Origin of the sequence: Kaistella yonginensis, assembly GCF_030409525.1 — a bacterium.
In the GTDB taxonomy this organism is placed as follows: Bacteria; Bacteroidota; Bacteroidia; order Flavobacteriales; family Weeksellaceae; genus Kaistella; species Kaistella yonginensis.
Map to the genome: position 1 here is coordinate 1 of NZ_JAUFQB010000060.1, position 12,624 is coordinate 12,624.

The window sequence follows — 12,624 nt, forward strand, 5'->3', positions numbered from 1 at the left end:
GCCATCTGCCAAACCCACCAAAGTTATTTCCGAATTTTCGCTTACTCAACAACACCATTCACCCCTTTTTATTTGCATAAAATCCATATTGTAAAGCTAAAGGAGTGGAGCTCTTTTTGCCGCAACGAAGTGAAGGCGAAAAAGCGGGAGTGGAGGGCGGAAATGTGCGCCCTAATTATGGTTTATGAAAATGCGATGGAAAGGCATCTTCGGGTTTTTGTCGGAATACATTGAGCAGAATCCAGGATTTCAAGAAGCCATAACCGTAGGAAAACATTTGAATATAGGTTGATATAATCGCCATTGCTGCGATGCTTATATTTCTTGTTTTGTACAAAGCGTGGAAGAAAACGACGAAGGTGTAAAGGCCATAAAATCCTAAAATCAGTCCTTGTTGAAAGGCAAAATAGGCAATAATTCCAAGAAAATACCCAATAAAAAATAGGGAGGGAAAAGCGAATGAAATTTTCACATATTTGGGATGACGCTGATTGAGAATGGGTCGCGCACAACCGAATTGATAGACTTGTTTGGAAAACTTACCGAAGTCTACCCTGCGTTTATGATACACGCCAATATCATCGAAAAAAGCGGTCGTATAGCCATGCTCCCAAAGCCGCATAGAAAGATCGGGATCTTCACCAATACGCATTTCTGAAAAACCGCCTACTTGTTCGAAAGCCGATTTTCTAACACCCATGTTGAAACTGCGCGGCTGAAATTTGGTCACCGCTTTTTTATTCCCACGGATTCCGCCCGTGGTAAAAACGGAAGTCATCGAATAGGAAATCGCTTTTTGCATCAGGTTAAAGCCTTTGTGGGCTTTGTCTGCACCGCCAAAAGCATCACATGGAATCTCGGAAATATTTTTCTTTATATTTTGAATATAATCGGTTTCCACAATCACATCCGAATCAACGAAAATGAGCCAGTCATTTTTGGCTCTTCTGGCTCCGTAATTTCGTGATAATCCTGGACCGGAATTGTCTTTCCGGAAAAATTCTATGGTTAATTTTTCCTGGAATAACTCTGCGGTTGGACGCAAATTTAGTAAAGAACCATCATCAACAATAATCACCTCAAAATCTCTATCGGTTTGATACGACAAGGAATTGAGCAACTCGAAAAGTTCGTCTTTTCGGTTGTAGATGGCGATGATGATGGAGATGGTGTTCAATGTTATTTTTTGAAATGTTTTGTAGCGTCATCGTCCTTTTTATTAGGAAGAAGGTTGAAGAAATTTAGAATAATATCTATAAAATCCCAAAGCATAATTTTAATTTAAGATTCGCTATCCCCTTCTCTCCCTTCTAATTTATGAATTTTCTTCGTCCCTTCATACATTTCATATTGCATAAAACGACATTCTAATTTCCCGTTGAATAGTTTGATTTTACGTGAAGGTCGCAAACCTACCCTTTTCAAAGAATCTAAATCGGAAGAAATTAACCATGCTAAAGTATTGGGATAATTTTTCTTAAAGGTATCCCCAATCTTAGCGTAAAACTCATCATCATTAATGACAATTCGTTCGTCATACGGTGGATTGAAAACCATCATTAGTGGGAATAATTCTTTTTTAGAATCGAAGAAATCTTGGTGTTTCACTTCGATAACATCATCCAGTTCGGCCGCTTCGATATTGACGCGTGCGGCGTGAAGCATATCAGAATCGATATCATATCCGACAATTTTTCCGGTAAATTCTTTGACGCGATTAAGGCGAACTTCTTTAATGGTTTGAAATAATTCTTCATCATAATTCAGCCAATTTTGGAAGCCGAATCTTTTACGGAAAGTTTGTGCGGGTAAATCCATGGCGATCATTGCAGCTTCAATTAGCAATGTTCCTGAACCGCACATTGGATCCAGAAAATTTCCTTTTCCGTCCCAACCTGCCAGTTGTAACATTCCGGAGGCGAGCACTTCATTCAAAGGCGCTTCGCCTTGTTCTTTTCTGTATCCTCTTTTGAATAAGGCATCGCCAGAAGAATCCAACGAAATTGTTACCAATTCCCGGTCGATGTGGAGGTGTAATTTAATATCAGGTTGCTGCGTATCAACACTCGGCCTTTTATTGTATTTGAATTTAAAGAAATCTACAATTGCATCTTTCATTTTTAAAGACATGAATTGAGAATGGGAAAATCGCTCAGAATAAATAGTAGTGTCGATGGCAAAAGTTTGATCAACTGTCATGTGTTCATCCCAAGGAAAATCAAAGAGCTTGTCATAGAAACGGTTTTCATCCCAGGCTTTGAAAGTGAGAACAGGAACCAAAATCTTTAATGCCGTTCTGGCAGAATAATTAATTTTATATAAAAAGCCTAAATCACCCTCACAATTCACGGCGCGGTTTTTTACTTCGACATTTGCTCCGCCAAGTTTTCTGATTTCTTCTGCTAAAATTTCTTCGAGGCCGAAAAATGTTTTAATCTGTATTTTTAAATTTTCTATTTCCATATGTTATTGAGCAACAATTTGTTGCGATTGATTAAAGATTAAATAATCTTGTATTTACGATTTTTGTTACCGAACAGGTCTGCCTTAAAAGAATCTAAAATACTTTAAATAAGATAAAACCTCAGCAACTTGTCGTTTTACAATTGCAAATTTAGTTATTTTTGCAGAATGGCATGGTTTAAAACTTGGTTTGATACTCCTTATTATCATATTCTTTATAACGACAGAGATTTCGCAGAAGCAGAAAACTTCATCACTTTGTTAATCAACTACTTAAATATTCCAGAGAATTCTAAATTAATCGATTTGGCTTGTGGTAAAGGTCGACATTCTGTTTTTTTAAATAAAATGGGCTTTCGAGTTTTAGGATTAGATTTATCGCAGCAAAGTATTCATCACAACAAAAAATTTGAAAATGAAGCTTTAAAATTTAAGGTTCATGATATGCGCGATGAAATTTATGCGCAAGTGTCGGATCAGAAAGCAGATGCTGTTTTGAATCTTTTTACCAGTTTCGGTTATTTTGAAGATGAAAAAGATGACCGGAAAGTTTTTCAATCCATCACTCATGTTTTGAAAGACGGCGGGTACTTTGTTTTGGATTTTTTGAATGCAAAATGGGTAGAAAATACTCTAGTTGAAGAGGATCACACTACAAAAGGCGGAATAAATTTTACCATTAAAAAGAAAATTGAAGATCAGCACGTTATTAAAGACATTAGTTTTGATGATGATGGAGAAAATTATCATTTTTTTGAAAAAGTAAAGCTGCACACTTTAGATGAAATAAATCATTACGCGGAAGAATTTGGTTTTGAGCGGATTAAAATCTTCGGCGATTATGTATTAAATGATTTTAATTTAGAAAGTTCACCACGTTGCATCAGCATTTTCAGAAAGAAAAAACAAGTATAAAATTGAGGGAGATATGATTATAATTCTGCTAATTCTAAGTGTATTAATTGGAGTGTTTATGGGGAAATTTTTCGGAGATCGAGAAAAATTCGCCAAAAATCTGTTGATTGTAAGTGCTGGATTTTTAATTACGATTTGTTTAAATGAAGTTTTTCCGGAGGTTTATTCTGGTGAACATCACAACATTGGTCTTTGGGTTATTGGTGGCGTTTTGCTGCAAATGTTATTAGAAAATCTAACCAAAGGCTTCGAGCATGGCCATTTTCATCATCATACCGAAGGGAAAAACATTCTTCCTTTGGCTTTAATGATTGGACTCTTTATTCACGCTTTTTTAGAAGGGATTCCGTTGGCAAATGAAGAAGAAATTTTAACGCCTTACCTCACGGGAATTTTGGTACATAATATTCCGATTTCTTTTATTTTGGGTGCATTTTTGGTTAAGAATAAAAAGTTTTCGCCCTCTGCTTTTCTGATTATTTCAATTTTCGCCTTGGCATCACCGCTAGGGTTGGTTTTAGGCAAATATTTTAATCCTAATTTAGAAGTGTACTTTCTGGCGTTGGTTGGTGGAATTTTCCTTCATATTTCCTCTGTCATTATTTTTGAAAGCAATAAAAATCACAATGTAGACTGGAAGAAAATTGGATATGTTGCTTTGGGTGTTTTGTTGGCAATGACCAGCCACCTTTTTCACAATCACTAAACTTTAACCCAAAAAAAAGATTCCAAAAATAAATTGGAATCTTAGATTAACTTTTTCTAAATTTTACGCACTTAGAATCTCCAACCTAAGGTAATAAAGAAGTGATCTTTGGTGTTTTTCACATTCGACACCACTGCGTCATTAGAGTCGACAATATAAGTATCAGAGAAATACCCGGTGTTATTTGCTGCAGAACCTCTTAAGAACGGACTTTTATATTCTGAACTTAAATTTTGATATGCTGCATCAATATAAAAGGATTTGAAATCATAGCCAATCCCTGCTCCTATTGTAGTTCTTTTGCCAACAATCAAATCATCGTAAGTGGTATTTGCGGCGTTACCATTAGCTGAAAACGCAGAAATACTCATGGAATCAAAAGGGCTGCTTGCAAAACCATAACCACCTCTTAGGCGAAATGCATCAATTCTATATTCCGCACCGACCTTAATTTCAGATAAACTTTTAGAATTATTGCTGAAGAAATTGTTCAATTCGGTTTCGGCATTTCCGTAAACTTTATATTTTGGCTTGGTTAAACCTAGAGAATAATCTACGTTGATTGCAAAGTTTTTATTTGGAACAAAGGCCGCACTTACAGTTGCTTTCATTGGGCTAGCTAGTTTTCGGTCTTCTGTGTAGGTTCCATCGGTCGGATTTTCGTATTCGTTATACACTCGTGCAATGCTCCACCACGTAGGAGTTTCTACTGATGCTCCCAGTCTAAACTGCGGATTAATTTTACCGATTACCCCAACAGATGCCGAGAAACCTGTTGATGACTCAGAGAAGGGCGTATATTGTTTATCATAAACACTTGTGTTATTATTTAAACTAGAATTAAAGGCAGCAGAATCATACTGGTCGATATTTGCGGTATGAAAATTCAAACCTGCTCCCACATAAATTCTGTTATCATAATTCCCTCCAGCTGCAATACTCATTTTCGAAACATCACCGTAGCGATTATACGCATGCCCTGCATAGGTTACATTGTCAATCAAGGTTCCAGCATTATAAATATTAAAATTAACATTCGCATTGCCCGGAGTTTCAGAATAGTCCTCAATAGACTGGTTTGAATAGTTTACACCAATATTTACAAACTTCCATGGCGTAGAATCATCCAAACGAAAAGCCATTACACCTCCAACATTGGTCAAGTCGGTATTATTAAGCTTATAGTCAAGAGCAGTTCCTGCTAATGAAGTTGTATTTTTGCTATTTTGAATTGCTAAAGTTCCAGAAATTTCACTGGTGATAGGTACTCCGATTCCAGCAGGATTGGTATTAATTACCGAAAAATCACCACCTAAAGCTCCCATAGATCCTGCCATAGCGTTATACTTTGCAGAACCTGTAGTTGCTGAATTTGAATATACATCGATCGTATTTCTAAGGGTAGAAATATCTTGAGCATTGGCAAAATAGGCCGCAGTGAAACTCAAAATTATAAAAGATTTTTTAATCATTTTTAAATTATTCTTGATTATACATTAACGTCTAAAACCACCAGATGATCGGGTAGAACCCGAACTCGAGTTAGATGAACCACTGTTTACTCCCCCACCTGAACTTCCTGACCTGAACCCTGCATCATTAGAGTTGCTTCTCGTGGGTTGGTTATATCTGGGAGTCTCTTGTCTCGGAGTAGCATTTGGTCGCGGGGTGTTATTGGGCTGCGGTGATGTTCTGTATCTCGGCTGATTGTTGTTTTGCTGTTGATTATTATAACGTGGGTTATTGTTTTGTTGTTGGTTATTATATCTCGGATTAGTATTTTGCTGCGTGTTATAACGTGGGTTATCATTTCTGAAACCAGAATTTGGATTGGTAGTCGGCCTTAAGCCCGATGGACTATTGCGGAATCCCGATCCGTCAGAACCACTTCTTTTATAATTAAATCCAGGCGCATTGTAACTGTTATAACCACCGTATCCGTAAGGACTGTAATAACCATAAGGATTATAACCGTAGTAAGGATTATAATAACCATAATATGGATTGTAATAACTGTAATAAGGACTATAATAACCTAAGAGTGGACTATAACCAAATCGCCAAGGATTATAATAACCACCATAGCCCCAAGATGAACCAAAACCAAAACTCATCCCAAAACCAAATCCTGAAGAAAACCCGTAAGGATAGCCATAAGAATCATTGTAAAAAGTTTCTGTTCCCGTAAAATTACCCCAATCAGAGTTTTGTGAATCTTGCCAATTTTGGTTTCTATTGTCAGAATTTAAGTATTTATTTTGATCCTCAGTGTATTGGTAATCATAATAATCACCTACCTGATTTCCGCTATTCATCACAACGCCAACTGGAATGGTATCCTTGTTGGGGTCATAATAAACACCATCGGTCTCCGTATAGCCACCCATTGTAGCTCCGCAGGAGGATAAAATAAAACCTCCCAAAACTGTCAAGACCAATTTTGATCTTAGTAATCCCATTGTTTTTTTATAAGTAATTTTTTCCATGATAAGGTGAAAAAGTTTTAATTTGATTTATATTTGCAAATCATACCAAAATTGTACCAATTAAAACGTACATATTTTGAGTAAAAATAGGCTTTTTAGATTAGATATTAAAAGCGATGATTAGTTAAATTAAAAGATAAAATAAAATGGCAAAAATTACTTCGAGGGCAGAGGATTATAGCAAATGGTATAATGAATTAGTTGTACAGGCAGATTTGGCAGAAAACTCTGGAGTTCGTGGTTGCATGGTGATTAAACCTTACGGTTATGCAATTTGGGAAAAAATGAGAGATGAACTAGATAAAAAATTCAAAGAAACTGGTCATCAGAATGCGTACTTCCCCCTTTTCATTCCAAAAAGCTATTTTGAAGCCGAAGAACAAAACGCAGAAGGTTTTGCAAAAGAATGCGCTGTTGTAACCCATTATCGTCTTAAAACCGATCCGAATAATCCTAAGAAATTAATCGTTGATCCCGAGGCAAAATTAGAAGAAGAACTTATTGTTAGGCCAACTTCGGAAGCGATTATTTGGAATACCTATAAAAAATGGATTCAGTCTTATCGTGATTTACCAATTTTGATTAACCAATGGGCCAATGTGGTTCGTTGGGAAATGAGAACCCGTTTCTTTTTGAGAACTGCAGAATTTCTATGGCAAGAAGGACACACTGCACATGCAACAAAAGAAGAAGCCATCGAAGAAACTGAAAAAATGATTCACGTCTATGCGGATTTCGTGGAAAACTTCATGGGTATTCCGGTGATTAAAGGGATTAAAACAGCTTCAGAACGATTTGCAGGTGCAGATGAAACCTACTGTATCGAAGCGTTAATGCAAGATGGGAAAGCTCTTCAGGCGGGAACATCGCACTTTTTAGGACAAAACTTCGGTAAAGCATTTGATGTGAAATTCACCAATAAAGAAGGTAAAATCGAGCATGCTTGGGGAACTTCTTGGGGAACTTCTACCCGATTAATTGGCGGTTTAATTATGACTCATTCTGATGATCTAGGCTTGGTTCTACCACCGAGTTTGGCGCCAATTCAAGTAGTGATTGTTCCTATTTTTAAAGGAGAAGAACAGCTGAATCAAATTAATGAAGTGGCTTTTGATATTCAAGAAAAATTAAAAGCCAAAGGAATTTCTGTAAAATACGACAACCGAACCGATAATAAACCCGGTTGGAAATTTGCAGAATATGAATTGAAAGGTATTCCCATTAGAATTGCCATGGGCGCAAGAGACCTTGAAAATAAAACCGTGGAGATCGCGCGTAGAGATAATTTGACAAAGGAAGTACAGCCGCTTGAAAATATCGCACTGTATGTTGAAGAATTGCTTAAAACCATCCAAAAAGATATTTTCGCAAAAGCACAACAGCATAGAGATTCGCACATCACTGTTGTAAATTCTTACGAAGAATTCAAACAAGTTCTGGACGAAAAAGGCGGATTTATTTCGGCCCATTGGGATGGAACTGATGAAGAAGAAGAACAAATTAAAAACGAAACAAAAGCAACAATTCGTTGCATTCCCTTGAACAACAAATTGGAAGACGGAATTTCTTTAATTACCGGAAAACCCTCTAAGCAAAGAGTAATCTTTGCAAAATCATATTAGTAAGACGCCATTTTTATATATTTTTAAATGTTAAGGTTTTTATAAAATTATCATTTAATCAAAGGACTAAACTATTTATTGCTTATTTTTGAATAATTAACTAAATAATTAAACTATTATGGCATTAAACATCATTGACCTTATTAAGGGACAATTAGGTCCAGCGTTGATTTCTCAAGCTGCATCTCAATTAGGTGAAAGCGAATCAGGAGTTTCAAAAGCAATTAGTGGATTACTACCAGCAGTTGTTGGTGGCTTAGCTAATCATGCCAGCAATCCAAATGTTTTGGATGCAATTACTGGCGCAGCACCAAGCGGCATGCTCGGAAACTTAATAGGAGGCTCTTCTGATAATTCATTAATTACCACGATGTTAACCGCAGTTTTTGGCGATAAAATCGGCGGTATTGTAAATGCAATCTCCACCTATGCTGGCGTAAGCAACTCATCTTCTACTTCATTATTGAATATGGTGACAGGTGCAACGGTAGGCTCGGTAGGAAAATATGCGGCAGAAAATAATTTAGGAGCCTCAGGAATCTCCAATTTATTGGCCGACCAAAAAGATGTAGTTTCAACTTTACTCCCTGCTGGTCTATCTTTAGCATCATTAGGAGTTGGGAACTTATTCGGTGGCGCTGAAGCTGAAAAAATAAAAGTTACTTCTTTTGATGAGCCAAAAGTTGAAAAAGTTGAAGTAAACAGAGGCGGAAATACGCATATGAACCCTAATGAAAATAACAATAATGAAGGTGGCTCAATCTGGAAATGGTTACTCCCTATTTTATTACTAGGTTTGGCTGGTTGGTTCTTATGGAATAATTATAATAAAGACTCCAAACAAGAAGTGGTAACCACAGAAACATCTGATATGGTGGTAGATTCTGCAGATATGATGGTGAATGATAGCGCCGCAGTGATGACCAATAATCAAGTAACCGATATCGACCTCAATGGTAAGATGATTAAAGGGTACGCGAACGGGATGGAAGCTTCAATGATTAATTTCTTGAAATCCGATGGCTATAAAAATGCTGCCGACGATGCTACTTTAAAAGATACTTGGTATAATTTTGATAATGTAAACTTTAAAATCGGTTCTGCAACAGAATTAGAGACTGGTTCAGAAGGACAAATTCAAAATCTAGGTGAAATTTTAAAAGCTTATCCAGACGCAAAAATTAAAGTTGGAGGTTATACTGATATCACGGGTGATGCTAACAAAAATAAAGAATTGTCTCAAAAAAGAGCAGATTTTATTAAAGCTGAACTTGGTAAATTAGGCGTTGCTGCACAAGTTGTAGAAGCAAAAGGCTACGGAAGTGAATTTGCAAAAGTTCCTGCTGAAGCATCTAATGAAGAAAGAGCTGCAGACCGTAAAATGGCGGTACGATTCACAAAATAATTTTAAAAAATATATATATACCAAGAATCCCGAAATATTTCGGGATTCTTTTTTGCTATAAATTGATAAATACTAAAAAATAACTTTGTAATGATTTATCACTTTAGATGTTTACAAAGACATTTCTCTAATTATTCTTCAAAATACTGCCGAAATGTCCTAAAGTCCCTTTTGGCAAAATCTTTGTGAAAGGTTCGGTATAAAATTTAAAATTATGTCAGACAACAAAGATATTCTGGACGAAAACGTAAATCCACAAGAAGATTTCACGCAAAACACTGCCGAAGAAAATACTGAAAACGTGACAGCAATGCCGACTGCAGAAGACCTTTTGGCAGAAGAGAAAGACCGTTATATCAGACTTTTCGCAGAATTCGAAAACTACAAGAAAAGAACGACGAAAGAAAAAATGGAATTCTTTCAATATGCTAATCAAGACATGATGATTGCGATGTTGGATGTTTTGGATGATTTCGAGCGTGCCCTTAAAGAAATTGCAAAAAATGGAAACGAAGCAGATTTAAAAGGTGTGGAACTCATTTATCAAAAATTAAAAAACAGATTGGCAGATAAAGGATTAAAAGCAATAGCAGTAAATGCTGGCGATGATTTCAATGTTGATTTTCATGAAGCGATTACCCAAATCCCAGCACCTTCTCAAGATTTAAAAGGTAAAATTGTAGATGTTATTGAAACAGGCTATCAATTGGCTGATAAAGTGATCAGATTTACAAAAGTAGTTACCGGAAACTAAAATTTAAGCGGTGCAATGATGCAGCCCGGCTTGAATGGAGCTCATTTTTTTTTTGGTTTTGGCAAAGTGCTTTGGCAAAAAAAATAGCGGGAATGGAAGACGGATTAAGCTGCCCAAATTAAATAAATTATAAAATATTTTCAGTGAATGATCTGAATAAACTCATCTAAAAATTATGTCTAAAAGAGATTACTACGAAATTCTGGAAGTATCTAAAAGCGCTACAGCAGAGGAAATAAAAAAAGCCTACCGAAAAATGGCGATTAAATTTCACCCTGATAAAAACCCCGGCGATAAAGCTGCAGAAGAAAAATTTAAAGAAGCCGCGGAAGCGTACGAAGTATTGAGCGACGGGAACAAAAAAGCGCGTTATGATCAATATGGTCACGCTGGAATGAACGGTGGTGGCGGATTTGGTGGCGGCGGTTTCGGTGGTGGCATGAATATGGACGATATTTTCTCGCAATTCGGCGATATTTTCGGTGGACATTTTGGCGGCGGAGGCGGTCAGCAAAGACAGCAGCTACGCGGCAGTAATTTACGCGTAAGAATCAAATTGAATTTGGAGGAAATGGTTAGCGGTACCCAGAAAACCATTAAAGTAAAGAAGATGAAGTTGGCAAAAGGTGCTACTTCTAAAACATGTTCAACTTGTAATGGATCTGGAGTTCAGGTAAAAGTAATGAACACCATGTTTGGCCAGATGCAAACACAAACGCATTGTGGAACTTGCCAGGGAATTGGTAAAGTTGCTGATAAAATCCCAGCTGGCGCCAATTCACAAGGTTTAATAAAAGAAGACGAAGAAGTAACCATCAATATTCCAGCCGGAGCAAGAGAAGGAATTCAGTTGAATGTACGCGGAAAAGGTAACGATGCCCCATTCGGTGGAACGCCAGGTGATTTGTTAGTCGTTGTTGAAGAAGAAGTTGATGCCCATATCAAAAGAGAAGGTGATAATCTTCATCAAGAATTGTATGTTTCTTTTGCAGAAGCGGCGTTAGGAACACACAAAGAAATACCAACCGTAGGTGGAAAAGTTAAAATAAAAGTAGATGCAGGAACACAATCTGGCAAAATATTAAGACTTTCTAAGAAAGGTTTACCGAGCATCGACAGTTATGGAACGGGTGATATGTTCGTTCACATCAATGTATGGACACCACAAAATTTATCCAAAGAGCAGAAAGAATTTTTTGAAAAACAGATGAGCAACGGTGATATGGTTGCGGAACCATCTGGCAAGGAAAAAACATTTTTCGAGAAAGTACGAGATTTATTCGATTAAAATTTTAAAAAAAAGAGACTCCTTTTCGGAATCTCTTTTTTTTATACTATGATTTTAAGGAGCTTATTTCTTTTTCAAGATTGTATCTAAGACCAGATCTTTATCTAGTTTTTTCGTACAGAAATACCATTCTTTACAATCCAGTTCCTGATCTTCCATTCGGTCTTTTGCTGTACCACAAGAACCTGCTGGTCCTATGATTACATCGTCGCCCGGTTGCCAATCTGCAGGTGTAGCAATCCCAAACTCATCCGCTGCTTGTAAAGCGATTATTACCCGATATAACTCGTCGAAATTGCGACCTAAGCTTAGTGGATAGTAAATGATCGCTCTAATAATACCTTTGGGATCAATAAAGAAAACCGCTCTTACTGCTTTGGTTGTATCTTCGTTGGGTTGAATCATGCCATATTTTTTGGCAACATTCATAGAGATATCTTCGATAAGAGGAAAGGTAACCTCTACCTCTTTCATGCCTTTATACTCAATTTTTTCTTTGATAGAGCGCAACCAAGCAATGTGGCTGTACAAACCATCAATAGAAAGACCAACCAATTTACAATTGGCCTCGGCAAACTGATCTTGCATCGTCGCGAAAGTCATAAATTCTGAGGTACAAACTGGGGTGAAGTCTGCTGGGTGACTAAAAAGAATTACCCAATCTCCTTTATAATCTGCAGGAAAATTAATATCTCCTTGTGTAGTTACCGCTTTAAATTCTGGAGCAGCATCACCAATTCTCGGCATACTAAAAAACTCTTGATCTTGATTCATTTTTATTTTTTTTAATGATTAATAAAACAAAAGTAGGAGAACGAGTACGCATCTAAAGTAATCAAAGTTACATTGGCAATAGATAAAGGATATGGCCGAGATAGACTAAATTATTTTTTCATAAAACTAATTCGTCATTTCTAAACCAATATGTTTAAATGAACCATTCTCTGAAAATATTCCGCTCACCAAATTCTAATTATTTGGTTTT

General features: G+C 36.7%; 11 protein-coding genes. 6 read left to right on the top strand and 5 right to left on the bottom strand.

Features of this window, described 5'->3' with window-relative positions:
* Positions 1-175: 175 nt before the first annotated feature.
* The gene (locus QWY78_RS12680) at positions 176-1,177 is read right to left on the bottom strand and encodes a glycosyltransferase family 2 protein (RefSeq protein WP_290220391.1); all 1,002 of its coding nucleotides are present in this window, start codon (positions 1,175-1,177) and stop codon (positions 176-178) included.
* A gap of 104 nt (positions 1,178-1,281) precedes the next feature.
* A complete protein-coding gene (locus QWY78_RS12685) occupies positions 1,282-2,463 on the bottom strand; it encodes a THUMP domain-containing class I SAM-dependent RNA methyltransferase (protein WP_290220394.1) in 1,182 nt (393 codons plus the stop codon).
* 168 nt (positions 2,464-2,631) lie between these two features.
* Between QWY78_RS12685 and QWY78_RS12690 the strand changes: the two genes are divergently transcribed.
* Positions 2,632-3,378: a class I SAM-dependent methyltransferase gene (locus QWY78_RS12690; RefSeq protein ID WP_290220396.1), complete on the top strand. Its 747-nt coding sequence runs from the start codon at positions 2,632-2,634 to the stop codon at positions 3,376-3,378.
* Between the two features lie 13 nt (positions 3,379-3,391).
* Positions 3,392-4,084 (top strand): ZIP family metal transporter, encoded by a 693-nt coding sequence (locus QWY78_RS12695; RefSeq protein WP_290220398.1) that lies wholly within the window; start codon positions 3,392-3,394, stop codon positions 4,082-4,084.
* 71 nt (positions 4,085-4,155) lie between these two features.
* Here the strand turns inward: QWY78_RS12695 and QWY78_RS12700 are convergent, their stop codons facing one another.
* Entirely contained in the window at positions 4,156-5,556 is a 1,401-nt protein-coding gene (locus QWY78_RS12700; RefSeq protein WP_290220400.1) for an OmpP1/FadL family transporter, read from the bottom strand.
* 24 nt (positions 5,557-5,580) lie between these two features.
* The gene (locus QWY78_RS12705; RefSeq protein WP_290220402.1) at positions 5,581-6,570 is read right to left on the bottom strand and encodes a prolyl-tRNA synthetase; all 990 of its coding nucleotides are present in this window, start codon (positions 6,568-6,570) and stop codon (positions 5,581-5,583) included.
* A gap of 146 nt (positions 6,571-6,716) precedes the next feature.
* On the opposite strand from QWY78_RS12705, the gene proS reads away from it, so the two are divergent.
* The 4 genes from proS to dnaJ all read left to right on the top strand — a co-directional run bounded on the left by proS (position 6,717) and on the right by dnaJ (position 11,639).
* Positions 6,717-8,192 (top strand): proline--tRNA ligase, encoded by a 1,476-nt coding sequence (proS, locus tag QWY78_RS12710; RefSeq protein ID WP_290220404.1) that lies wholly within the window; start codon positions 6,717-6,719, stop codon positions 8,190-8,192.
* A gap of 118 nt (positions 8,193-8,310) precedes the next feature.
* The gene (locus QWY78_RS12715; protein ID WP_290220406.1) at positions 8,311-9,597 is read left to right on the top strand and encodes an OmpA family protein; all 1,287 of its coding nucleotides are present in this window, start codon (positions 8,311-8,313) and stop codon (positions 9,595-9,597) included.
* A 214-nt stretch (positions 9,598-9,811) separates the two neighbouring features.
* Positions 9,812-10,351: a nucleotide exchange factor GrpE gene (locus QWY78_RS12720; RefSeq protein WP_290220407.1), complete on the top strand. Its 540-nt coding sequence runs from the start codon at positions 9,812-9,814 to the stop codon at positions 10,349-10,351.
* Positions 10,352-10,526: 175 nt separating this feature from the next.
* Positions 10,527-11,639 carry a molecular chaperone DnaJ gene (dnaJ, locus tag QWY78_RS12725; RefSeq protein ID WP_290220409.1) on the top strand — a complete coding sequence of 371 codons (1,113 nt, stop codon included), beginning with the start codon at positions 10,527-10,529 and terminating at the stop codon, positions 11,637-11,639.
* 63 nt (positions 11,640-11,702) lie between these two features.
* Here dnaJ and QWY78_RS12730 read toward each other — a convergent pair whose 3' ends face one another.
* Positions 11,703-12,413 (bottom strand): peroxiredoxin, encoded by a 711-nt coding sequence (locus QWY78_RS12730; protein WP_290220411.1) that lies wholly within the window; start codon positions 12,411-12,413, stop codon positions 11,703-11,705.
* Positions 12,414-12,624 lie beyond the last annotated feature (211 nt).

What these genes read in the sequence shown, in the direction of transcription:
- proS (WP_290220404.1), top strand. Translation starts at nt 6,717, where the DNA reads ATGGCAAAAATTACTTCGAGGGCAGAGGATTATAGCAAATGGTATAAT.
- QWY78_RS12730 (WP_290220411.1), bottom strand. Translation starts at nt 12,413, where the DNA reads ATGAATCAAGATCAAGAGTTTTTTAGTATGCCGAGAATTGGTGATGCT.
- QWY78_RS12715 (WP_290220406.1), top strand. Translation starts at nt 8,311, where the DNA reads ATGGCATTAAACATCATTGACCTTATTAAGGGACAATTAGGTCCAGCG.
- QWY78_RS12700 (WP_290220400.1), bottom strand. Translation starts at nt 5,556, where the DNA reads ATGATTAAAAAATCTTTTATAATTTTGAGTTTCACTGCGGCCTATTTT.
- QWY78_RS12705 (WP_290220402.1), bottom strand. Translation starts at nt 6,570, where the DNA reads ATGGAAAAAATTACTTATAAAAAAACAATGGGATTACTAAGATCAAAA.
- dnaJ (WP_290220409.1), top strand. Translation starts at nt 10,527, where the DNA reads ATGTCTAAAAGAGATTACTACGAAATTCTGGAAGTATCTAAAAGCGCT.
- QWY78_RS12690 (WP_290220396.1), top strand. Translation starts at nt 2,632, where the DNA reads ATGGCATGGTTTAAAACTTGGTTTGATACTCCTTATTATCATATTCTT.
- QWY78_RS12685 (WP_290220394.1), bottom strand. Translation starts at nt 2,463, where the DNA reads ATGGAAATAGAAAATTTAAAAATACAGATTAAAACATTTTTCGGCCTC.
- QWY78_RS12720 (WP_290220407.1), top strand. Translation starts at nt 9,812, where the DNA reads ATGTCAGACAACAAAGATATTCTGGACGAAAACGTAAATCCACAAGAA.
- QWY78_RS12695 (WP_290220398.1), top strand. Translation starts at nt 3,392, where the DNA reads ATGATTATAATTCTGCTAATTCTAAGTGTATTAATTGGAGTGTTTATG.